22 protein-coding genes, 2 tRNA genes and 1 pseudogene are annotated in these 21,300 nt (G+C 73.3%); 17 read left to right on the top strand and 8 right to left on the bottom strand.

Annotated features, from left to right (window positions below; translation table 11 throughout):
- Window positions 1–84: 84 nt before the first annotated feature.
- From ACH4DX_RS18805 to ACH4DX_RS18795, 3 genes are all read right to left on the bottom strand, one after another.
- A complete protein-coding gene (locus tag ACH4DX_RS18805; RefSeq protein WP_398123877.1) occupies window positions 85–1,554 on the bottom strand; it encodes an MmgE/PrpD family protein in 1,470 nt (489 codons plus the stop codon).
- Complete coding sequence (locus ACH4DX_RS18800) at window positions 1,505–2,542, bottom strand: diacylglycerol/lipid kinase family protein (protein WP_398155923.1); 1,038 nt, start codon at window positions 2,540–2,542, stop codon at window positions 1,505–1,507. Before ACH4DX_RS18800 ends, ACH4DX_RS18805 begins: the two co-directional genes overlap by 50 nt.
- Before the next feature lie 41 nt (window positions 2,543–2,583).
- Window positions 2,584–2,680, bottom strand: a tRNA-Arg gene (locus ACH4DX_RS18795).
- A gap of 259 nt (window positions 2,681–2,939) precedes the next feature.
- On the opposite strand from ACH4DX_RS18795, the gene ACH4DX_RS18790 reads away from it, so the two are divergent.
- From ACH4DX_RS18790 to ACH4DX_RS18775, 4 genes are all read left to right on the top strand, one after another.
- Window positions 2,940–4,040, top strand: coding sequence for a bifunctional lysylphosphatidylglycerol flippase/synthetase MprF (locus ACH4DX_RS18790; RefSeq protein ID WP_398155922.1), 1,101 nt, complete (start codon window positions 2,940–2,942; stop codon window positions 4,038–4,040).
- Window positions 4,041–4,183: 143 nt separating this feature from the next.
- Window positions 4,184–4,411: a hypothetical protein gene (locus tag ACH4DX_RS18785; RefSeq protein ID WP_398155921.1), complete on the top strand. Its 228-nt coding sequence runs from the start codon at window positions 4,184–4,186 to the stop codon at window positions 4,409–4,411.
- Window positions 4,412–4,715: 304 nt separating this feature from the next.
- Window positions 4,716–5,828: a fatty acid desaturase family protein gene (locus ACH4DX_RS18780; RefSeq protein ID WP_398123873.1), complete on the top strand. Its 1,113-nt coding sequence runs from the start codon at window positions 4,716–4,718 to the stop codon at window positions 5,826–5,828.
- Window positions 5,829–6,012: 184 nt separating this feature from the next.
- Window positions 6,013–7,407, top strand: coding sequence for an MFS transporter (locus tag ACH4DX_RS18775; protein ID WP_398155920.1), 1,395 nt, complete (start codon window positions 6,013–6,015; stop codon window positions 7,405–7,407).
- Window positions 7,408–7,693: 286 nt separating this feature from the next.
- Here the strand turns inward: ACH4DX_RS18775 and ACH4DX_RS18770 are convergent, their stop codons facing one another.
- On the bottom strand, window positions 7,694–7,969 hold the full coding sequence (locus ACH4DX_RS18770; protein ID WP_030565763.1) for an acyl carrier protein: 276 nt from the start codon (window positions 7,967–7,969) through the stop codon (window positions 7,694–7,696).
- A gap of 204 nt (window positions 7,970–8,173) precedes the next feature.
- On the opposite strand from ACH4DX_RS18770, the gene ACH4DX_RS18765 reads away from it, so the two are divergent.
- Window positions 8,174–8,713 (top strand): flavin reductase family protein, encoded by a 540-nt coding sequence (locus ACH4DX_RS18765; RefSeq protein WP_398123871.1) that lies wholly within the window; start codon window positions 8,174–8,176, stop codon window positions 8,711–8,713.
- Window positions 8,714–9,274: 561 nt separating this feature from the next.
- Entirely contained in the window at window positions 9,275–9,409 is a 135-nt protein-coding gene (locus ACH4DX_RS18760; RefSeq protein WP_398123870.1) for a hypothetical protein, read from the top strand.
- Window positions 9,410–9,509: 100 nt separating this feature from the next.
- Here the strand turns inward: ACH4DX_RS18760 and ACH4DX_RS18755 are convergent, their stop codons facing one another.
- Window positions 9,510–10,343, bottom strand: coding sequence for an alpha/beta fold hydrolase (locus ACH4DX_RS18755; RefSeq protein ID WP_398155919.1), 834 nt, complete (start codon window positions 10,341–10,343; stop codon window positions 9,510–9,512).
- Between the two features lie 283 nt (window positions 10,344–10,626).
- On the opposite strand from ACH4DX_RS18755, the gene ACH4DX_RS18750 reads away from it, so the two are divergent.
- Together ACH4DX_RS18750 and ACH4DX_RS18745 are read left to right on the top strand one after the other, a co-directional pair.
- Entirely contained in the window at window positions 10,627–11,802 is a 1,176-nt protein-coding gene (locus tag ACH4DX_RS18750; RefSeq protein ID WP_398155918.1) for a cytochrome P450, read from the top strand.
- Window positions 11,803–12,142: 340 nt separating this feature from the next.
- On the top strand, window positions 12,143–13,351 hold the full coding sequence (locus ACH4DX_RS18745; protein ID WP_398123867.1) for a cytochrome P450: 1,209 nt from the start codon (window positions 12,143–12,145) through the stop codon (window positions 13,349–13,351).
- A gap of 274 nt (window positions 13,352–13,625) precedes the next feature.
- Here the strand turns inward: ACH4DX_RS18745 and ACH4DX_RS18740 are convergent.
- Window positions 13,626–13,715: transfer RNA gene (locus ACH4DX_RS18740), tRNA-OTHER, on the bottom strand.
- A 169-nt stretch (window positions 13,716–13,884) separates the two neighbouring features.
- On the opposite strand from ACH4DX_RS18740, the gene ACH4DX_RS18735 reads away from it, so the two are divergent.
- A complete protein-coding gene (locus tag ACH4DX_RS18735; RefSeq protein ID WP_398123866.1) occupies window positions 13,885–15,060 on the top strand; it encodes an epoxide hydrolase family protein in 1,176 nt (391 codons plus the stop codon).
- Window positions 15,061–15,180: 120 nt separating this feature from the next.
- The gene (locus ACH4DX_RS18730; RefSeq protein ID WP_398123865.1) at window positions 15,181–15,636 is read left to right on the top strand and encodes a DUF6299 family protein; all 456 of its coding nucleotides are present in this window, start codon (window positions 15,181–15,183) and stop codon (window positions 15,634–15,636) included.
- Window positions 15,637–15,726: 90 nt separating this feature from the next.
- Here ACH4DX_RS18730 and ACH4DX_RS18725 read toward each other — a convergent pair whose 3' ends face one another.
- The gene (locus tag ACH4DX_RS18725; protein ID WP_398123864.1) at window positions 15,727–16,521 is read right to left on the bottom strand and encodes an SDR family NAD(P)-dependent oxidoreductase; all 795 of its coding nucleotides are present in this window, start codon (window positions 16,519–16,521) and stop codon (window positions 15,727–15,729) included.
- 175 nt (window positions 16,522–16,696) lie between these two features.
- On the opposite strand from ACH4DX_RS18725, the gene ACH4DX_RS18720 reads away from it, so the two are divergent.
- From ACH4DX_RS18720 to ACH4DX_RS18700, 5 genes and pseudogenes are all read left to right on the top strand, one after another.
- The gene (locus ACH4DX_RS18720; protein WP_398155917.1) at window positions 16,697–17,386 is read left to right on the top strand and encodes a PepSY domain-containing protein; all 690 of its coding nucleotides are present in this window, start codon (window positions 16,697–16,699) and stop codon (window positions 17,384–17,386) included.
- Window positions 17,387–17,463: 77 nt separating this feature from the next.
- Window positions 17,464–17,748: a hypothetical protein gene (locus ACH4DX_RS18715; RefSeq protein WP_398123862.1), complete on the top strand. Its 285-nt coding sequence runs from the start codon at window positions 17,464–17,466 to the stop codon at window positions 17,746–17,748.
- Between the two features lie 92 nt (window positions 17,749–17,840).
- A pseudogene (locus ACH4DX_RS18710) lies at window positions 17,841–17,954 on the top strand (transcriptional regulator); the annotation flags it as partial.
- A 76-nt stretch (window positions 17,955–18,030) separates the two neighbouring features.
- Window positions 18,031–18,288 (top strand): DUF5133 domain-containing protein, encoded by a 258-nt coding sequence (locus ACH4DX_RS18705; protein ID WP_398123861.1) that lies wholly within the window; start codon window positions 18,031–18,033, stop codon window positions 18,286–18,288.
- A 78-nt stretch (window positions 18,289–18,366) separates the two neighbouring features.
- The gene (locus ACH4DX_RS18700) at window positions 18,367–19,038 is read left to right on the top strand and encodes a class I SAM-dependent methyltransferase (protein WP_398155916.1); all 672 of its coding nucleotides are present in this window, start codon (window positions 18,367–18,369) and stop codon (window positions 19,036–19,038) included.
- Between the two features lie 22 nt (window positions 19,039–19,060).
- Here the strand turns inward: ACH4DX_RS18700 and ACH4DX_RS18695 are convergent, their stop codons facing one another.
- The gene (locus tag ACH4DX_RS18695) at window positions 19,061–19,897 is read right to left on the bottom strand and encodes a SecDF P1 head subdomain-containing protein (RefSeq protein WP_398155915.1); all 837 of its coding nucleotides are present in this window, start codon (window positions 19,895–19,897) and stop codon (window positions 19,061–19,063) included.
- Between the two features lie 330 nt (window positions 19,898–20,227).
- Here ACH4DX_RS18695 and ACH4DX_RS18690 point away from each other — a divergent pair, with 330 nt between their 5' ends.
- Window positions 20,228–20,605: a hypothetical protein gene (locus tag ACH4DX_RS18690; RefSeq protein ID WP_398155914.1), complete on the top strand. Its 378-nt coding sequence runs from the start codon at window positions 20,228–20,230 to the stop codon at window positions 20,603–20,605.
- Between the two features lie 24 nt (window positions 20,606–20,629).
- The gene (locus ACH4DX_RS18685; protein ID WP_398155913.1) at window positions 20,630–21,154 is read left to right on the top strand and encodes an RICIN domain-containing protein; all 525 of its coding nucleotides are present in this window, start codon (window positions 20,630–20,632) and stop codon (window positions 21,152–21,154) included.
- The last annotated feature ends 146 nt before the right edge of the window (window positions 21,155–21,300 follow it).

Raw genomic sequence — 21,300 nt, 5'->3', positions numbered from 1 at the left:
CTGAATTCTGGCCGCGCTCAATGGCCCACCGGCACTCGATGCTGGCAGCGCCGCCTGACGGTGCGCTGATACCCGCCTCGCGGATTACCGCAGCGCCGCCTCGATCCACTCCTGGAGGTCGTCGGCGTCCATCGAGTCCAGCTTGACCGCGGCGTCGGCGACGTCCTCGGGCCCGCCGAACTCCAGGAACTTCTCCCGCATCAGCTCGGCGTGGTGGGCGCGGGTGTGCGGCCCCGCCGCGGCCAGCGGGATCATCCGCTTGCGGGTGGCGGTGCGCCCGTCGCGCAGGGTCACGGTGACACGGGCGCCGGTGGCCTTGGCGGCCGCGGCGAAGGAGTGCCTGACCGGCTGCGCGGCCGCCTCCCTTGCCAGCTCGGCGACCTCCTCGCCGCCGAACGCGCGCAGCCAGGGCCCGGCGGCCTTCCCCGCCTGGCGCACCGCCTCCCCGAAGGGCGCGTCCGAGGCGAACAGCGCCTTGGTCAGCTCCGGGTCGTGCACCAGGCGCACCCGCTCGGCCACGCTCCAGCGGGCCCGGTCGTTCAACAGCGGCGCGGCGAAGTCGTTGACGGTGAGCCCGCCGGTCAGCAGGGCGGTGGCCACCGGATAAGGGGTGTGCAGGACCAGCGCCCCCAGCGGCGAGCCGGGCCCCACCACATAGGACGCCGCCTTCTTGCCCGCGAACAGCGTGTACAGCGACGCCTCCACGACGATGTCCTCGATGTCCTCGGGCCCGAAGGAGCCCAGCTCGCGGTGCAGGGCCGCCGCGCAGTCCACCGCCGCGTCCACCCCCGGACCGCCGGGGTGCATCTTGAACGACAGGGTCTCGGTGTGCCAGCGCTCACCGAGGGAGGCGTTGATCGCATCGGGCAGCGGCACACTGGCGAACCGGTCCAAGAACCCGTCGGGGTGCTCCAGGATGTCGTACGCCCCGTGCAGGCCCGCCCGCGCCGCGTCGCAGGAGTCCATGGCGGTGCGCACCGGCGTGAAGGTGTTGAACAGCCGCGCGTCACTGGCCAGGAAGGCCCGCATCAGCGGCCAGTTGGGCATCGCGAAGGCCAGGCCGATGGCACTGCGCCACACCGCGTCGTCGGCGCCCTCGCAGTGCAGGCGCCCGCTGACCGCACCGGCCAGATGGGTGTGCACCGCGCTGTGCCCGCGCAGCGGACCCAAGGTGGCAGCGGCCGTGATGCGGGCCGCGCACTCATTGGCGGCGACCACCGCCGTCAGCAGCGCAGGACCCTCCAGACGCCGCGCGTAGGCGTAGGCCAGCGGCACCGACACCGTGGAGTTCGACAGATGGCCCGCATAGGCGGTGTCGTCCAGGTTCAGCCAGGACCCAAGGCCCGACAGGACACACGCCGAGGTCCGCGGATCGGCCTGCAACGGCGGGCCGAACCCCTCGATCAGACGCCGGCCCAGCGGATGCGCCATCCCCGCCCTGATCGAGGCGAGCTGCGACAGCAGCTGACTGCTCGCCAGCGCCCGCACGGGCGCGGGAATGTCCTCAGGACGCAGCCAGGCCGCCCAGCGGCACAGCTCCTTGAGTATGGACACGCGTCACTTCCTTCGTCGCTGCGCCCCACACCGGAAGAACGCCGGGCAGCACCTGCACCGTCATGCTGGTCCAGGAGGGCTGTTGCAGTTCACCGTCGTGCTCGAAGCACAGCGGGCGCCCGTCCAGGCGCTCCACGACGATGCGCCTGCCACGGCCGTGCACCACGCCGGGCCGCTCGTGCAGCAGCCCCGCACGGGCCAGGTCCGGCACGTCCACCGCGGCCACCTCGGCGCCCACGACGCACACATCCAGCAGACCGTCGTCCAGCTCGGAGTGGGGCAGGATCAGATACTGGCCACCGCGGTAGCGCCCGCCGCCCACGTTCGCAAGGACGGTGGCGCCCTCGTGCAGCACGGCGCCATCGACCGTGACCCGCCCCGGATAGGGCGTGAACGCGGCGGCCGCCGCGGGCAGCGCCCGGGCATAGCGTTCGCGCCCGGGCACCGTGATGGCCCGGGCGGTGATCAGGCCTTCGGCGATCAGACCGGAGCAGGCGCCAAGGAGCACCAGGGCACCGGTCTCTGCCAGCAGGCCCACATCGATACGGCGCAGCCGCGCCCGGCGGGCATCGCCCGCCAGCGTCGCCGCCAGGGCATCGGCCCAGGGGGCGTCGGCCCACAGCATGCGGTAGTCGGAGTTGCCCGTGCCCGCGGGCACCACGGCCAGCGCCGCCGGCCCCGGGGCGGGACCTGCGGCGGGGGAGGCCTGGCGGTGCACGGCCAGCAGGCCCTGCACCACCTCGCGTACGGTGCCGTCCCCGCCGACGGCCACGACCAGATCGGGCGCCGGGCCCGCACCGGAAGCGTGCGCGGCCAGGACGGCTTCGGTGGCCGAGCCCCGGTGCGTCGTACGGTGCACCGCCACCGAGGCAAGCCGTGCGCGGCAGCGCCCGACGACCTCCTGGAGCAGCTGCGGGCGGGCGGTGCCGGCCGTGGGGTTGACCACGACCAGGGCCCGCCGGGGGGCCGGGGACGCCGCGAAGGGCATGAGGCATTCTCCAGACTGACGGACCTGGCCGTGACCACCAGCGGAGAGGGCAGGATTCGAACCTGCGTGGGCTTGCGCCCGAGGGAGCCCGACCGCAACGGGCTCCGGTCCCCGATAAGCCACTCCGGGCACCTCTCCTGATGTCCGGGCAAGGAAAAAGAACTGCCGTTTCCGTCCCGGTTTCGAGACCAGTCTCCGCCCGCTCCTGATATGCCGCTGACAGCGCACTGAATTCCCCCTCGGCCCGCACCGGCGGCTCTTCCAGGGGCCATATCCGCAGTGCTCTACTTCAGGTGTCCCACACCCGAGTTCCACGCTTTCGGCTTTCCGCCCGGCGCCGGAGCGCGCCGCCCCGGCACGCGGCGGGCAGAGCCGCTCCCGGAAGGAAGAGGGCCCCATGCCCCCGACAGCCACCCCGACCACCTCCGCCACCGCCCCGGCCGGCACAACCCCCGCAGCCGGACCCGGCACCGCAGCCGGACCCGAGACGACCGCCGGTCCCGAGACCACCGGCGGTCCCGACACCGTCCTGCACGCCATCCGCACCCACACCCGGGCGGAGAACCCCAGCGCCTTCCTGGCCATGAGCCGGCGCACCCTGGCCTTCACCGCCCCCGGCCTCGACGGCGTCATCGCCTACCGCCGGGCCGGGCGTTACCTGGTCCAGCTCGGCGGCCCCTTCGCCGCCGAGGACCACTACGGCCCCCTCCTGGACCGCTTCCTGGACCACGCCCACGCCCAGGACCTGCGCGTGGTGAGCGCCCAGCTACAGCGCGCGGACGCCGAGATCTACGCCCGGCGCGGCTTCACCGTCAACCAGTTCGGCGCCTCCTGGGTGGTGCACCTGCCCGACTTCACCCTCCAGGGCGGCCGGTTCATGCGCATGCGCAACAAGATCTCCCGCGCCTTCCGCAACGGCCTCGAAGTCAGCGAGGTACCGGCCACGGACCACACCGAGGCGATCAGGGAGATCGACACCAACTGGCTGCGCTCCAAGGGCGAGGAGGCCCGCCCGCTGGAGTTCCTGGTCGGCGAGATCGGCGGCCCCGGCCAGGCGCACCGCCGCCTGTTCGTGGGCACCATCGACGCCCGCCCGGTGGGCTACATCTCCTACTCCCCGGTGTACGGCGAGCGGGCGGGCTGGATGCACGACCTCAGCCGCCGCATCCCCGAATCCTCACCGGGGCTGATGGAGGCCATCAACTCCCGGGTCATCGAGGTCCTGCGCGCCGAGGGCAGCCAGTGGCTGCACTTCGGCTTCACCCCCTTCACCGGCCTTGACCAGGCCAACGAACTGCCCGGCCACAGCCCGGCCTTCCAGTGGCTGATGCACTTCCTGTGGGACCAGGGCGCGGCCCTCTACCCCGCCCAGACCCAGCTGGCCTACAAGGAGAAGTGGGCGCCCGCGGACCCGATCCCCGAGTACGTGGCCTTCGAGGGCGACACCGCCTCCCTCGCCGCCTTCGCCCACATCTTCCGCGCCTGCAACGCCTTCTGACCCAAACCCCCTCCCCACCGGGGACGCCACCCCTTCCCACCGGGGACGCAACTCCCCACCGGGGACGCACCCGGGAAGTGCCCCCCTTTCACCCGGCGACGCGCGCCGCGGCGCACGCGGCGCAGCAAGGAGCAGCAACCGCCATGACCGACCACACCACCCCCGGCACCGACGCCGGACCCGCCACCGCCACCGAGACCGGCACCGACTCCACGCCCGCGCCGGACGCGGCCGAGGCCCTGCAACAACAGCTGGTGCAGGCCCTGATGGGCATCATCGGCGCCCCCGACGACGCCGAGACCGCCCGCGCCGCGGACACCGTCCTTCGCGCCCTGGACGCCCGCCTGGCCGGCGAGACCGCCGCCGCATGAGGCAGAGCGCGGGGACAGGCGCGCTCGAGGCACGGCACACCCGCGCCGCAGCCGCGCCCCGCCCCGGCCCGCCCGCCGCGCACGGCGGGCGGGGACCGCGGCCCCCCCCGCGCACCGCCCCCGCAGCCCCCGCACCGCGCCCCGCCGCACCCGGGCCGACCCGCGCGGCACCAGGGGCACCCCACGCGCACTCCAGCGCCGGTCCACGTACCCATCAGTGCCGCATCAGGCCCCTGACCGACGCTGACGTGTGCTCTCATCCGGTGCCTTAAGCCGCGATACGCCTGCTCAAGGAGATCCCTCAATGCAGTCTGCGAATATCCAAGAGACCAAACCAGGCTCGGTACGCACGCTCGATCCCGGACTCGCGGTCGCAACGGGAGAGGCGAGCAGCAAGGGCGCCTCCGCCACCTTCGCCGAGCTCTTCAAGCGCGTGAAGGCCGAAGGTCTCCTTGACCTCGACACCCGCTACGACTACCGCCGCCTGGCCCTGAACCTGGCCCTCATCGGCGCCGGCCTGACCGCCTTCTTCCTCATCGGCGCCTCCTGGTGGCAGATGCCGGTCGCGGTGTGGCTGGGCATGTGCGGCGTACAGAGCGCCTACATGTGGCACGAGGTCGGCCACAAGGCCATGTTCCGCGACAAGCGGGTGGGCACGTTCGTGGCCTACTTCCACGCCAACTTCTTCAGCGGCGTCAGCTACGCCTGGTGGGTCAACCACCACAACCGCCACCACAGCCACCCCAACCACATCAGCCTCGACCCCGACATCGGCCGCCGCACCGCGATCTTCGACATCAAGCAGTACGCCGCCCGCACCCCGGTCCAGCGCTTCATCGTCCGCCACCAGCGGGTGCTGTTCTTCGTCCTGCTGGTCCTCGAGGGCTACAAGATGGAGAAGACCACCGTCAAGGAGCTCGCCAAGCCCGGCACCAAGCACCGGCTGATGGAGATCGGCCTGGTCGTGCTGCGCGCCGCGATCTACCTGGGCGCCGTCTTCTACTTCCTGACCCCCTTGCAGGCCATCGCGTTCGTCCTGGTGCAGCACGCCGCCCTCGGCGTCTACTTCGGCCTGATGTTCGCCCCCAACCACAAGGGCATGGAGGTCCGCGACGGGGAGAAGGAGGCCCTGGACTGGCTGGAGCGCCAGGTCCTGACCTCCCGCAACATCCGCCCCAACTGGTGGATCGACTTCCTGTACGGGGGCCTGAACTACCAGATCGAGCACCACCTGTTCCCCGCGATGCCCAAGCGCAACCTGGGCCGGGCCCGCGAACTGACCCGCGACTACTGCGCCGAGCGGGACATCCCCTACCTCGAGGTCGGGTTCTGGGAGTCCTACCGCCAGGTCGCCACCTTCCTGCACGAGGTCAGCGAACCCACCCGCACCGGCAAGGGCCTGGACACCGCGGCCTGACCCCCACCCCCCTCCGTCCCACCCGCAACAACCGCCCGCCCCCCCTTTTTGTGCGGAAGAGGGGGCGCAGGGCACCCAAGGCCTCCGCCCCGGCACCCCCCCTGCCGGGGCGGAGGCGCACGTCACCCAAACCCCCCGCCCTCCGCCGCGCCCTGTCCCCGCCCCACAAGGAGAGACCAGCACCATGGCCGTTCAGACGGCGCCGCAGGCCACAGCCGCCGCGGCGCCCTCCATCGGTGACCGCCTCGACCGGATGCCGGTCACCTCCACGCACCGCCAGCTCACCGCCGTCGTCGGTGTGGGCCTGCTCTTCGACACCTTCGAGAACAACCTCTCCGGCACCATCTCCACGGTGCTCCAGGAGGACTTCGCCTTCAACGGCACCACCCTCAAACTCGTCCTGGCCTCGGCCTTCATCGGACAGTTCTTCGGCTCCCTGCTCCTTGGCCGCGTCGCCGACCGCTACGGCCGCCGCCGCGCCTTCCTCATCAACCTGGCCCTGTACTCGGGCTTCTCCCTGCTCGGCGCGTTCTCCCCGAACGCCGTGTTCCTGATCGTCACCCGCTTCTTCGCCGGGGTGGGCATCGGCGCCGAACAGTCCCTGTCGGACTGCTACCTGGCCGACGTACTGCCCGCCAAACAGCGCGGCCGCTACACCGCCTGGGCCTACACCCTGGCCTTCTGCGGCGTGCCCGCGGTCGGCTTCGCCGCCCTGTGGCTGGTGCCGCTGTCACCGCTCGGCATCGACGGCTGGCGCTGGCTGTTCGTGATGGGCGCGCTCGGCTCGGCGGTGGTGTGGATGCTGCGCCGCAACCTCATCGAGTCCCCGCGCTGGCTGGCCGCCCGCGGCCGCCACGAGGAGGCGGAAGAGATCGTGGCCCGCATGGAGGCCACGCTGCCCGCCCCCGCCCGCGCCGAGCTCCACACCCCCGCCGGCGGCCCGCGCCCGGCTGAGAAGGCCGTCCCGGCGGCCAGGCCGGCGGGCATCGGCACGGTCTTCCAGGCCCGCTTCCGCCGCCGTACCGCGATGCTGTGGCTGTTCACCACCTTGTCGGTGGTGGGCTATTACGGCTTCGGCGCCCTGGCCCCGCAGATCCTGGCCGCCAAGGGCTACGACGTGGTCACCGGCCTGGGCTTCACCGCCGTGTCCTTCCTGGGCTACCCGCTGGGCTCCCTGCTCTCGGTGCCGGTGATGGACCGCATGGAACGCAAACAGCTCGTCGCCCTCTCGGCCTCGGTGATGGCCCTGTCCGGCCTGGGCTTCGCCTACGCCGGGTCGGCCGCGCTCCTGGTCTTCTTCGGCATCCTCTACACCCTGGTCAGCAACGTCTTCTCCACCGTCAGCCACGTCTACCTGGCCGAGCAGTACCCCACCGAGATCCGCGCCGCGGCCACCGGCCTGGCCTACTCCCTGTCCAAACTCTCCGCCGCGGCCCTGCCGTTCGTGCTCCTGCCCGTCCTCGAGGGCCACGGACCCGGCACCATGTTCACCCTCATCGCCGCCGCCATGGCCGCCCTGGTGGTCGCCGTCCTCACCCTGGGCGGACGCACCACCGGCGTCTCCGTGGACCGCGACTGACACCCCCCTGCCCCGCCGGCACCGCGCCCGCGGGGGGCAGGGCCCGCGGGGCGGGGGGCAGGGCACACAGAAAGCGGGCGGGGGCGGGCGGGGGGGGGCCGGCCCCCCCCCCCCCCCCCGGCCCCGGGCCCGGGGCCACCCGCCCGGGGTGTGACGGCCCCCCGCGCCGCCCCCAGGGGGGGGGGGCGGGGGGGGGGGGGGGGGGGGGGGGGGGGGCCCCCCGCCCCCGGGGGGGGGGGGGGGGGGGGGGCCCGCCCCCCCCCCCCCCCCGCCGCCTGCGGCACGGTCAGCTGCGCACAGCCTCGGGCTGTTCCACGGCCACGTACGCGGCCATCTGGGTGAGCGTCTCGTGCTCCAGGGCCACGATCGGGTCCAGGACGAGCCCGAACTTCTCCTCGATGTCGCCGAACAGGCCCAGGGCCGCGACGGAGTCAAGGCCGTACTCGGCGTACGGGACGTCGGGACTGATCTGCGCTACCGGCACGGACACGTGGGTGCCCAGCCTCTCCGCGAGCCAGCCGAGGATCTCGCCCTCGGACATGACCGGCTCCTTGACCGCCATGTGCAGCTCCTAACGTGTTCCGGTCGGCACTGTGCCCACCCCCTTCATCCTGCCGCCCGCGACTCGACACCCACTTGACCCACCGCCCCGTGCAGGGACTGCTCTCGGCGTTCTCGAGCACCTCTTGAGCCGTCCTTGCCATCGTCTCCAGTGCCCGCCCCCGCCGAGCCCGCCGGTCCCTCAAGACGAAGGAGCACCGCCCCCATGAGCCCAGTTCAGGAGCAGACACCCACCGCGGCGGACGCCCAGGCGTTCAAGGACGCGATGGCGCTGCTTGCCGCCCCCGTCTCCGTGGTCACCACCGTCGACGACACCGGCCGGCGCTGGGGCTTCACCGCCAGCTCGGTGTCCTCGGTCTCCCTCGAACCGCCCCTGGTCATGGTCGGCATCGCGTTGACCTCCAGCTGCCACACCCCGATGTCACAGGCCCGCGAGTTCGTCATCAACGTCCTGGACGCCCGCCACCGCCACCTCGCCACGCGCTTCGCCGCCCGCGGCGTGGACCGCTTCGCCGACGGCGACTTCGCCGCCTGGCAGGACGGCGCAGGACAGGCCGGACCGCCCTATCTGCCCGGCGCCAAGGTGCTGCTGCGCTGCCGCGCGGTGGACGTCATCCGCGCGGGCGACCACGACCTGCTCCTCGGCACCCCGCTGGAGATCCGCACCAACAGCGCCGCCGCCCCGCCGCTGCTGTGGTACCAGCGCGGCTTCCACACCCCCGTCCCCTCCGAGAGCACCGGCTGAGCCGGGCGGGCGCACCCCGGCCGTACTCCAGCCGCAGTCCATCAAGACTCCGGCCGGTGCCAGCACAGTAGGAATCACCCACCGTGCACGGGACAGAGACAGGCGGGAACACCACGCCACGGGACGGAAGCCGGAAACACCGGTGATCCCCTCCCCGTGACGCGCAGGCCGCCCGTCTCGGAATGGCTTCCCCGCGCCCCCACCGCGATCCGGTCGGCGCGGGGAGCCCCTCCCGGTCCCCTCCTTGGCACTCCGCCCGCCCCGCGGGCACCACGCTCCGCAAGCTCCGGCCGTCCCTGACACCAGCAGGGGCGGCCCGCTCGCGTGCCCGGCCCCTTCCCGTCCCTCCTCAGACCGCAGGGCGGCCCCCGGGCCGCTGCCCCGAAGGTATCCGCGTGCCGCCCAGTCTTCCCCACCCCCGGCCCCACAGCCGACCACGAAGGCACATACCCCAGCCGTCCTCGAGGCCCTCTCCACCGGATCTGGAGCGTGCTGGGGCACGGTGGTCCGATCGAACCCCTTGGGCCCGCTCGCGGCGGACCTCGGTGACGGGAGGACCCGGTGCACGATGACCCGCAGGAGTACGGCAGGGTGTTCCACCACATCCCGCCCACGGCCCCGCCGTTGCGGCTCGCCGGAGCGGACGACGAGGCGGCCGTGGCGGCCGAACCGCACATCGTGCGCGGCATCGACTGACCCCGCCGCCCGGCCCCGCACCGACGACGCCGCGCCCGCACCCCCCGATGAACGGGGGTGCGGGCGCGGCGTCGTCGGTGCGGGCGGGCCGGGCCCGCGCCTAGTGGCCGCGGGCGAACTGGAGCAGATGGGCGTTCAACTGCTCCCGGTGGGTGGCGAACAGGCCGTGCGCGGCACCCTCGTACACCTCAAGACGGCTGTGGGGGATCAGGTCCGCGGTGCGCCGGGCACACAGCTCCAGCGGCGCGCTCAGGTCGTTGTCGCCGTGGACGATGAGCGTCGGTACGCCCACGCCGCGCACGTCGGCGCGCAGGTCCTCGGTGAACAGGGTGCGGGTGATCTCCATCGTGGCGCGCGGGGAGCCCTCCAGGGACATCTGGACGAGCCAGTGCACCAGCTCCGGCGAGAGCGCGAGGGAGTCCACGTCGGCGTCGGGGCCGCCGAAGAAGGGGCCGGCGATCCGCGCCGCGCACCCGGCGCGGTCGGTCCCCATCGCGTCGAGCACCTGCTCAAGGACATCGGCGTCCAGGCCCTCGGGGTTGTCGGGGCCGCGCAGCAGGAAGGGAGTGGTGGCACCCACCAGGGCCAGGCGGGCCACCCGCGCCGAGCCGTGCCGGGCCAGATAGCGCACCGCCTCACCGCCGCCGATCGCATAGCCGACCAAGGTGGCGTCCGACAGCTCCAAGTGGTCCAGGAGGGCGGCCAGGTCGTCGGCCAGGGTGTCGTAGTCGTAGCCGTTCCAGGGCCGCTCCGAGCGGCCGAAGCCGCGCCGGTCGGGCAGGACGCAGCGCAGCCCCTGCCCGGCCAGGTAGGGGGCCTGGAACTCCCACATGCGCGAGTCCATGGTGGCCGAACAGAGCAGCACGACGGGCCGGCCCTCTCCCCAGTCCTCGTAGTGGAGCCGGGTGCCGTCCTTGGCCGTGACAAAGGGCATGGTGACCTACCAGGTGTGGGGAGGGGATGAGCAGGGGGCAAGCGGCCGGCGCGCCGGGGGAGCGGCACGCCCGGGCACCGGCGGGCACGCCGCCGTGACAGGGATGTACCGCCCGGGCGGCGCCACCATTCAATGTGACAGAGGTGACTCAAGGGGCACTTGAGGAAAAGGCGAGGTCACCGGGGCGCCCGTGCCATTCCTGAGTCCGGGGTCAGCCGTGCGTCAGAGGTTCCTCATAGGGTCGGCTCACCCCAGGACCTGCTACGTATGAGGACGTGTGATCATGGCGAACCCCGCCTATCCGATGGCCCGCCAGTGCCCCATGGCCCCGCCCGCCCAGTACACCGAACTGCGCGAGCAGGGCCCGGTCAAGGTGGACATGCCCGACGGCGGCTGGGCCTGGCTGCTCACCAGCTACGCCGACGTCCGCCAGGCCATGAACGACCCGCGTTTCAGCTCCGACGACGACAAGATGAACCGCAAGCGCACCGAACTGCCGCCCGGCCACGACCTGAACTCCTTCTGGCGCAAGGACGAACCCGAGCACGGCCGGCTGCGCCACATGATGATGACGGAGTTCACCGCCAAGCGGATCAAGGAGTGGCGCCCGCGTATCGAGGCCCTGGTCGAGCAGCTCCTGGACCGCCTGGAGACGCTGCCGCGCCCCCTGGACCTGTACTCCGAGTTCTGCCTGGCCCTGCCCACCCAGGTCATCGCCCAGCTCCTGGGGGTGCCGCCGCAGGACTACCTCCTGTTCGCCCAGCAGAGCCGCGACTGCCTGAGCCTGGACGACCCCACCAAGTCGTGGGCCGCCTTCAACGACATGAACGACTACCTCAACAAGCTCATAGAGGAGAAGGAGCACGACCCCAAGGACGACCTGATCAGCCGCCTGCTCCACGAGCGGGTGCTGACCGGCGAGCTGGACCGCAAGGACCTCCTGCCGATGGTGCGCTTCATCCTCGTCTCCGGCTTCGAGACCACCACCAGCCAGATCACACTCAGCTCCCTCACCCTGATGACCAACCCCGACATCCGGGTGCAGCTGGCCGAGGAGCCCGAGCGCATCACCGCCTTCGTCGAGGAGTCGCTGCGGTTCTGGTCGGTCTCCCAGGACAACATCCTGCGCGTGGTCGACGAGGACATGGAGTTCTCCGGCGCCCGGATGTCCGTCGGCGACCTGGCGGTCCTCGCCATCCCCTCCGCCAACCACGACGGCAACGCCTTCCCCGACCCCGAGCGCTTCGACCTGGACCGCGGCGAGAACCGCCACGTCGCCTTCGGCTTCGGCACCCACCTGTGCGCCGGCGCCTCCCTGGCCCGCCGCGAGGTCGAGATAGCCATCCCCGCCCTCTTCAACCGCTACCCCGACCTGCGCCTTGCGGGCGACTTCAACGAACTGACCTTCCGCCAGGAAAGCCTGGTGTACGGCGTCGAGTCGCTCATGGTCACCTGGTAACGACAGCCGCAGCCGCAGCCGCGGTCGCCCGCGCGCCCGGTCAGGGGGAGCGCGGGCGACCGCCGCCCGGCGGCCCGGGGCCGCGTATGGCGCGGCACCGTCAACCCTCCGCCGTGTGCGGCGGCGGACACACCGGTGCCGCGCCACACCCATGCCCGAGCACCGCGAACCCGCGTCACCGGGCACCGCGCACCTCCAAGCCCGAGCCCCGCGCGTCACCGCGCACAACGCACACCCTGAGCCCCGCACTGCACCGAGTACCGCGTACCACCGAGTCCCGCGCACCACCCCATGCGGCCGGGTACGAGGCCGCTCACCCAGACGAAAGGGACCTCAACGCATGCGCGCCGGCGGCACCACCACCGACCTGTTGCAGCTCAGCCCCGACTTCGTCCGCGACCCCCACCCCGTCTACGCCGCCCTGCGCGCCAAGGGCCCCGTACACCGCGTCCGCACCCCGGACGGCCCCGAGGTCTACCTCGTCCTTGGCCTCAAGGCCTGCCGCGCCGCCTACGCCGACGCCCGGCTCAGCCGTGACTGGCGCGGCCAGGGCCGCCTGGCGCAGATCATCAGCGCCGCCCCCGACGACCCGAGCCTGGCCCATATGTCGATGGCCGACCCGCCCGACCACACCCGCCTGCGCCGCCTGGTCTCCCGGGAGTTCACCCCCCGCCGCATCCAGGCCCTGGCCCCGCGCGTGCAGCAGATCACCGACGCCCTCCTGGAGGAGATGACCGCGAACGGCGCCCGCCGCGCCGACTTCCTGGCCGCCTTCGCCTTCCCCCTTGCCATCACCGTCATCTGCGAACTGCTCGGCGTACCCGAACTGGACCGCGCCACCTTCCGCCGCTGGTCCAACGACATCCTCGCCCCCACCAGCCCCGGCGCCCAGAGCACCGCCTACGCCGAACAGGCCGCCTACCTGCCCCGCCTGATCGGGGCCAAGCGCGCCGAACCGGGCCAGGACCTGCTCAGCGCCCTGATCCACACCTTCGACGAGGACGGCGACCGCCTGGCGCCCGAGGAACTGATCGGCATGTGCAGCCTGCTGCTGATCGCCGGCCACGAGACGGTGGTCAACCAGATCGGCAACGGCATGCGCGCCCTGTTCACCCACCCCGACCAGCTGGCCCTGCTGCGCGCCGATCTGAGCCTGGTGGAGGGGGCGGTGGAGGAGATGCTGCGCTACGAAGGCCCGGTGGAGTCCACCCTCGAGCGCCTGGCCCTGACCGACGTCGAGATGGGCGGCGTACTGATCCCGGCCGGCTCCACGGTACGCATCGTCCTGAGCGACGCGGGCCGCGACGAGACACACTTCGAGGCCCCGGACCGCTTCGACATCCGCCGCGACACCCGCGGCCACCTCGCCTTCGGCCACGGCCTGCACTACTGCCTGGGCGCACCGCTGGCCCGCCTGGAGGGCCGCATCGCCCTGCACTCCCTGCTCACCCGCTGCCCCGACATCGCCGCCGACACCGACCTGGACACCCTGGACTGGCTGCCCGGCATGCTCATCAGAGGCGTACGGGAGCTGCCCGTACGCTGGTGAGTGACGCCGCCGGGCGGTGGCTCCCGCAAGGGAGGGGCGCCACCGCCCGCGCAGGGACCCGCGCACCGGAGCGCAGGGACCCGCGCACCGGAGCGCAGGGACCCGCGCACCGGACGCGGCGGCGCAGGCGAAAAGGCCCGCCCCACCGCAGCACGGTGGCACGGGCCGCCCCCGGCCGGGGGCTCTGCTCGATACGGAAGGCGCTCGGCCCGGGGCGCGCCTGGCGCCCCGGCCCAGGCCGGCCCCCGCAGGGCGCCGCCGGTCACAGCGGTGGTGGCGGAGAGGGCAGGATTCGAACCTGCGTGGGCTTGCACCCGACTGAAGCGAACCTCGGTCCCCGATAAGCCACTCCGGGCACCTCTCCCAGCTCCCGGGGGACTTGGCGTCTCCCGGTCACAGGTAAGAGTCTGCACCGGGCCCCTGACCCGGCGCTGACGCCGCCCTGACATCCCCGCGCCCCCTTTCCGGGCCCCGGCGGGACCGCCGCACCCCGCACGGGCCGGGCGGGCGGCGCCCGCGTTAGCATGCCTGCCATGCCGCACGCACAGCCTCACCTGGAGCCGTTCACCGCGCGGGCCGCGCCCGCGGAACTCGAGGACCTGCGCACGCGGCTGCGCGCGACCCGCTGGCCGGACGTGCCCGAGGACGCCGGCTGGACGATGGGCACCGACACCGCCTACCTGAAGGAACTGCTCGCCTACTGGGCGGACGGCTTCGACTGGCGGGCCCAGGAGGCGGCCCTTGGCCGTCTGCCCCGCTTCCGTACGCAACTGGGCGGCGCGGGAGTCCACTTCGTGCACGCCCGCGCCGTCGCCCCCGCCGGGCCCGTGCTGCCGCTGGTCCTCACCCATGGCTGGCCCGACTCCTTCTGGCGCTACTCCAAGGTCGTCGCGCTGCTCACCGACCCCGGCGCGCACGGCGCGGACCCCGCCGACGCCTTCGACGTGGTCGTGCCCGACGTGCCGGGCTTCGGCTACTCCGACCGCCCCGCGGGCCCGGCCCCCGACTCCATCGCCGTCGCCGGCCTGTGGGCCCAGCTCATGAGCGCCCTCGGCTATGACAAGTTCGGCGCGGCGGGCGGGGACATCGGCAGCCATGTCAGCCGCTACCTCGCCCTCGACCACCCCGAGCGGGTGGTGGCCGTCCACCGCACCGACGGCGGCCTGCCCCACTTCGCGGGCGAGCGCGCCGAGCTCTCGCCCGAAGAGCGCGCCTGGTTCGAGGAGGTCACCGCCTGGAGCGCGCAGGAGGGCGCCTACGCGGCCGTGCACCGCACCAAGCCCCAGACCGCCGCCGCCGGGCTCACCGACTCACCCGCGGGCCTGGCGGCGTGGATCGTGGAGAAGATGCGGTCCTGGAGCGACTGCGGCGGCGACATCGAACGCAGCTACACCAAGGACGAGATCCTCACCAACGTGATGATCTACTGGCTCACCTCGACGATCGGCTCCTCGATGCGCATGTACCGCGCGAACGCCGCGATCGCGCCCGAGCAGCTCACCCGCCGCGTCGAGGTCCCCTCGGGATTCTCCCTGTTCAAGGGCGACGTCGTCCGCCCGCCCCGGGCCTGGCTCGAGCGCACGACCCACCTCGTCCACTTCAGCGAACCCGCACACGGCGGCCACTTCGCCGCCTTCGAGGAACCCGAGCTCTACGCCAGGGAACTGCGCACCTTCTTCCGCCCCTACCGCACGGCGGCAACCGGCTGAGCCGCCCGCCTGGCCATGCGGCGGGATGACGCGCCGCAGATGGAGTGAGGGTCGCGCCCGGCCGCCGCGCCCTGCCGTATCAGTGGATGCCCCCGCCCGAAACGAACTGGGAGGCATTCCATGCCCCTACGCCCCGTCCTTGGCGCCGTGCTCTGCGCGGCGGCCGTGCTGTGTGTCCCGGCAGGACCGGCCGCCGCCGGCGCTGGTGCTGCCGGTGCCGGTGCCGGTGCCGGTGAGAGGGTCGGCGCCGATCCCACCGGCACGATCTCCAGGAACACCACCGTCACCCTGTCCGGCACCTACCGGTGCGCCGGGGCCACCGGCCCGGTACTCCTCGCCGTCTCGGTCAGCCAGCGCGACCCCCGCGTCAAGCAGTCCCTGAACGGCAGCCGCGCGGTGTGCGACGGCGCCGAGCACCGCTGGCGGAGCTCGGGCACGCTCACGCCGGGATCGGTGACCCCCGGCCGGGCGGGCGTGGAGGTCGCCCTTTTGGAACTGCGCTCCGCAGGCGGCCTGCCGCTGCCCCACTTCCACGCCGCCCGGCGCCAGAACGTCACCCTCACCGGCACGGGCTGACCCGATGCTGCCGTTCCCCGGCCCGCCCGCCCGCCCGGGCGCGGAGCGGGCTGGGGAGCGGCGCCCGGGCACCCCCGCCCGGGGCCCCGGTCAGGGAAGGATCGCGTCCACGTACCCGCCGTCCACCCGCAACGCGCCGCCGGTGGTGGCCGAGGCCAGGTCGGAGCTGAGGTAGACGACCATGTGGGCGATCTCCTCGGGCTCGATGAGGCGCTGGAGCAGGGACTGGGGCCGGTGCTCCTTCATGAAGACCCGCTGCGCCTGCTCCCAGGGCAGGTCACGGTCGACGAGTTCGTAGACGAAGTCCTCCACGCCGCCGGTGTGGGTGGGCCCGGCGATGACGGAGTTCACGGTGACCCCGGTGCCCGCGGCCTGTTTGGCGAAGCCGCGGCCGACAGCGAGCAGCGCCGTCTTGGACATGCCGTAGTGGATCATCTCGGCGGGCACCGCCACCGCCGAGTCGCTGGCGATGTACTGGATGCGGCCCCAGCCCCGCCCGGCCATCTGCGGCAGGTAGGTGCGGGTGAGCCGGACCGCGGCCAGGACGTTCACCTCGAAGTAGCGCCGCCACTCCGCATCGGTGATCTCCAGCGGGTCCTTGGCGCCGAAGATGCCCAGATTGTTGATGAGGATGTCCACCTCCGGCAGCGCCCGCAGGACCAGGCCGGGTCCGTCCTCGGCGGCGACGTCGGCGGCCACGGGCACGAAGTCGCCATCGGGCAGCTCGCCGCGCAGGCGCCGGACGGCCTCCTCCACCCGCTGCCGGTCACGTCCGTTGACGGCCACCCGGGCACCGGCCCGGGCGAGCCCCGTGGCGATCGCCGCTCCGATGCCCTGCGTGGAGCCGGTGACCAGGGCCGTCCGGCCCGTGAGGTCGATGTGCATGCCTTCGCCTCTTCTCGTGATGAGGGATGAACGCGGTACGCGGGGTGCGGGGTGCGGTACGTGTACGTACCCATCATCACCGGGCCCCAGCGCCCCGCCCCGGACACGGCGCGCCGCTACCGCCCTTGCCGCCCGTGTCCCTGCACCGCACCGATATCTCCCTTAACGTGCCCATATGATCACTAAAAGGAATGTTCACGCTCCCGGACACCGGCGCCGGCCCGCCCCGCGGGGCGCCGCCCTGGTGTGCGCGGCAGCCCTCGCGGCGGCGCTGCTCACCGGCTGCGGCAGCGACGACGGCGACGACAGTGCGAAGACCGGCGCGGCCGGGACCCCCAAGGCCCCGACCTCGGCGTCGGCGGGCGGCGCCACCCTCACCGAGGACCAGGCCGAGCGCAAGGAGCTCCTCCCCAGGGCCAAGGTCGGCTACGACAAGGCCCTGGACGCCGCGGTGGCGGCGGTGGACAAGTCCGAGCCGGTCTCGGTCGAGCTCAAGGGCACGCCGGACAAGCCCGTGTGGGAGACCGAGGTGGCCACGGCCGACGGCGCCGCCCACACCGTCGACGTCGACGCGGTCACCGGCAAGGCGGACAGGGCGCGCGCCGAGTCCGACGAGGACGCCGACGACAAGCGCAAGCTCGCGGACCGGCTCGGCAAGGCCGAGGTGAGCGCCCAGCAGGCCGCCCGGACCGCCACCGGCAAGACCAAGGGCACCGTCACCTCCGTGGAACTCGACGACTCCGACAAGGCGGGCGCGCTGGTGTGGTCCGTCGACGTCGTGACGACCAAGGACTGGAACAAGACGACCTACGACATCGACGCGGCCAGCCGCAAGGTCGTGAGGGAGCACCTCGACCGCGACTGAGCGGCGCCCGGGGCCGCCCGCCGCCCGCCGCCGGTGCGGAAGTGGTGTCCCCCCGGCCCGCGGGCGACCATGGCGTCATGAGCACCGACGAGATCATCACCGTGATCGCCGACGACGTCGAGTACCGGGCGGCGGCCCGCCTCGCCCCGCCCGAGGGCCACCAGGGGTGGCGGGCCACCCTCACCGCGCGGGACGACGCGAGCGCGTACGCGATCTTCCTGGCGGGGGAGGGGACGCTGCGCCTGCACGACGGCAGGGAGGGCGACTTCTGGACGCTGGTCCACCTCATCGACACCGACGGCGAGAAAGAGGCCTACCAGGTCAGGATCGAGGGGAAACAGGACACCCCCTTCACCCCCTGACCCCCGCCCGGCCCCCGCCGCCGGGGGGCGTGGCGTGCCCTACTCGCGGGTAATCGCCCCGGCCCGCCCGTACCCGGCAGGATCGGCGTCCGCCGCCCCGGGTGACCTACGGGCTGACCGGGTTCGGCCAGGACATCGGCGAACCCCTGACGGACCTGTTCGACCGGATCACACGGCGGCTGCCGCCGCGCGGCCCGGCGCAATGAGGAATACCGGCCTCCAGCCGGGGCACACGACCTGGTGCAGACCCCCGCGGGGGGCGGACACGAGGGAGAACCGGCGATGCTCAGGGCACACCAGGCAGTCCTGAAGGACTTGGTCGAGCGGTACGAGACGCTGCGCGGGCTGCACGCCGACCTGGGCACCGAACAGACACAGCGGCGCATGAACGACGCCGCCTACGCGCTGTGCGCGGCCACCGGCACCCGCGAGATCGACACCGCGCTGATCGTCGCCCGCCACCAGCTGTCACGGACCCACACCCCAAAGCCCCGCACCCCCAAGCCCCGCACCCCCGGCAGCCCCCTGCTGTCCACCTGAGCAAGGCCCCCTGCCCGCGGCCCGCAAGGACCGCGCCCAAGAGAGCACCGGGTGAGGGCTGTTGCGTAGCCTGCGGGCGTGGACAGCGAACCGAACACCGGCACCTGGCTGGACGAGGCCCGGACCTCCTACGACACCGTCGCCCTCGACTACGCCGACCGGCTACGCCACCTCCTGGACGAAGCACCCCAGGAACGCGCGGCCCTTGAGCGGTTCGCCGGCCGGGTGCGGGCCCGCGGCGGGGGACCGGTCGCGGACGTGGGCTGCGGAGCGGGACGCATCACGGCCTACCTGCACGAACAGGGCGTGGACGCCTTCGGCGTCGACCTGTCGCCCCGGATGGTCGACGTCGCCCGCCGCGACCACCCGCACCTGCGCTTCGACGTCGGCTCCATGACCGACCTCGACCTCGCCGACACCTCCATGGCCGGCCTCGTCGCCTGGTACTCGCTGATCCACGTACCCGACGAGGACATCGCCGCGGTCCTCACCCACTTCGCGCGCGTGCTGCGCCCCGGCGCCCCGCTGCTGCTCGCCTTCCACGTCGGCAACGCCGCACAGCTCAAGACCACGGGGTACGGCGGCCATCCGATGCACCTGTACGTCCACCGCCGCCCGCCCGCCCGCATGACCGCCTGGCTCGACGACGCCGGCTTCACCACCGAGACACTCCACACCCTCAGCTCCCCCGAGAGCACCCTCGGCGGCCTCCTCCTGGCCCGCCGCCGCCCCGGCACCCCCCGGACCTAGGACCACCCTCCGCGCGGCGCGCTCAGGAGACCCGCAGCCGCACCGGCAGCGCCCCCGCGGAGAGCTGCGCGGCCAGCTCCTCGGCCGATGACCGGGTGAAGCCCCCCGAGATCTGCACCCGGCCGTCGGTGAGCTCCTGCTGGACGGCGGGGGCGGAGATCACCGTGCCGTCCAGGACCACCGCCAGCTGGTTCGCGGGAGGTGCCTGGGGGGCCAGTTTCGCGGTCAGGGCGGCGAACCTGCGCGCGCCGGCGGCGGTGAAGGTGACATCCACCAGCCAGCCCTGCGCGCTGCGCTCGTCCAGGTGCGCCCGCGCCGTGGACACATCGGTGCCCGGCACGGCGACCGGGCCCAGGTCGTAGCGGACGTCGGAGCCGTTCGTGGCGCAGGCGGTGAGCGGCTCGGCCGAGGGCCCCTCGGCCGCGGGGCACTGGGCCTTGGCGGTGGCCGGGGCCTGGCCCCGGACGGGGCGGAAGTCGAGCCGGGCCTGCTTGCCGAGGACCGTGAGCTTCGCCCTCGACGCTCCCCGCGCGCTCACCGTGATGGCACTGGCGGCGACCTCGACGCGGGCCCCGCGCAGGCCCATCGCGGTGGCCCGGTGCCGCATCAGGTCCGCGGCGCTCTTCAGGCCCGCCGCGCTCTGCCCGGCGGCGGGCCTGAACGTCAGACCGGTACGGTCAGCGGCGGATCCCGCCCTACCGGCGGCACCCTTCGCGTCCCCGGTGCCCTTCCCGTCGCCGCCGCCGGACGATCCGCCGCACGCCGTCAGCACGAGCAGCGCGACACCCACCGCCACGCCACCGCGCACCCGCCTGCCCGCCGCTCCTTGCGCCCTGCCGGTCCCGTGTCTGGAGATCACTGCGCCGTCCGTTCCTGGGGTCGTGGCGAGAGCCCGCCGCCCGCGCCGCGATGCCGAGATGCCGCGATGGCTGCGATACGGGGATACGGGACTACGAGGAGGCCGTGCTGCCGTGCTGCCGCACAGGACGATACGGCGCCCGGCACCGGACCCGCAGCCACAAACGCCAGCCCGCCCTCCCCGGGCACCCCACCCCCACCCCGCAGCGAGCTGACCCCCCGTCAAAAACACGCTCCACGGCGGGACCCCGGGCACCCGGACGGGCGCCGCCCGCCCCCGGCCGGTACCGCGGACGCCGCACGCGGGCATGTGCGGAGCGTCGGCGACGCGGTGGCGGCTGCGGACCTCGTCCTGCACGCCGCGCGTGAACTGCGCGGAACGGTCAGGGAGTTCACCGGCCCGCGGGGCGTGGAGAGGCATGTGGGGGAGTGCCTTGGACTCACCGGCGTGGTGGAGTGGGTCTTTCGCTGGACGCTCGCCGAACCGCCCGCCACACCGGGTGAGGGGCGGGTGACCCGGCTGGGCGCCGAGGACCACGAGGACCTGCTCGCCCGAGGACCTGTGCACCTCGGCCCGCATCACCGGGCGGTGACCTGGCCCCGGCCCCGTACAGGGCGGCCGGTGCGTTCCGCTGAACGGAACAGCGCTTGGTGGCCCGTGAGTGGTCTGTGGATGCTGGCTCCGGCACTGACCGGTGCGAGCACATGAGGACCAAGGAGACAGGTGACAGGCATGCGCAGACCTCAGCGGCGGGCGGCGATCCTGGCAGCGTCGGTGATCGCGGTGGGCACGGCTGGTTTCACGGCATCGGCGGCCGCCGATCCCGCCCCGGCGGCCGAGAAGGGCGGCGCCCGCGGGGCCCGGGTGGGTTTTCTGCTCCAGTCACAGCTGAACAGCCTGTGTCTGGACGTGAGCAACGGCAACGCGGGCGACGGGGCGCTGCTGACGACGTGGGAGTGCCACGGGGCGCCCGGCCAGCGCTTCACGTGGGAGGGGGGCAAGCTGCGCAACGACCATTCGGGCAAGTGCCTGGACATCGTCGCGGGCAACCCCCACCAGGGCGCGGCCGTGCAGATGTACACCTGCCGCGACGACCGGACGGCGCAGAAGTGGACCTGGGCGGGCACGGACGCGCCCCTGGTGAGCGTCCACAACAACCTGTGCCTGGACATCTCCGGCGGTAACCGGGCCCAGGGCGCTGCCATCCAGATGTGGGGATGCCACAACCACCCCGCCCAGAAGTGGCGCACGTCCTGAAGCAGGGCGGGGGGGGGCGGGGGGGAAGGCCCCCCCCCCCCCCCGGGGGGGGGGGGGGGGGGCGGGCGGCGGGGCGGCCCGCCGCCCGCGTTCGACCCCCTGCGGCCCCCCCCCGCGTCCCCGGGTTTGTGCCCCCGCAAGGCGCC

The sequence above is a fragment of the Streptomyces sp. NPDC017940 genome (genome assembly GCF_044328435.1).
GTDB lineage: Bacteria > Actinomycetota > Actinomycetes > Streptomycetales > Streptomycetaceae > Streptomyces.
Note: the sequence above shows the minus strand (reverse complement) of the source record. Positions and strands in the feature narration are given on the sequence as shown.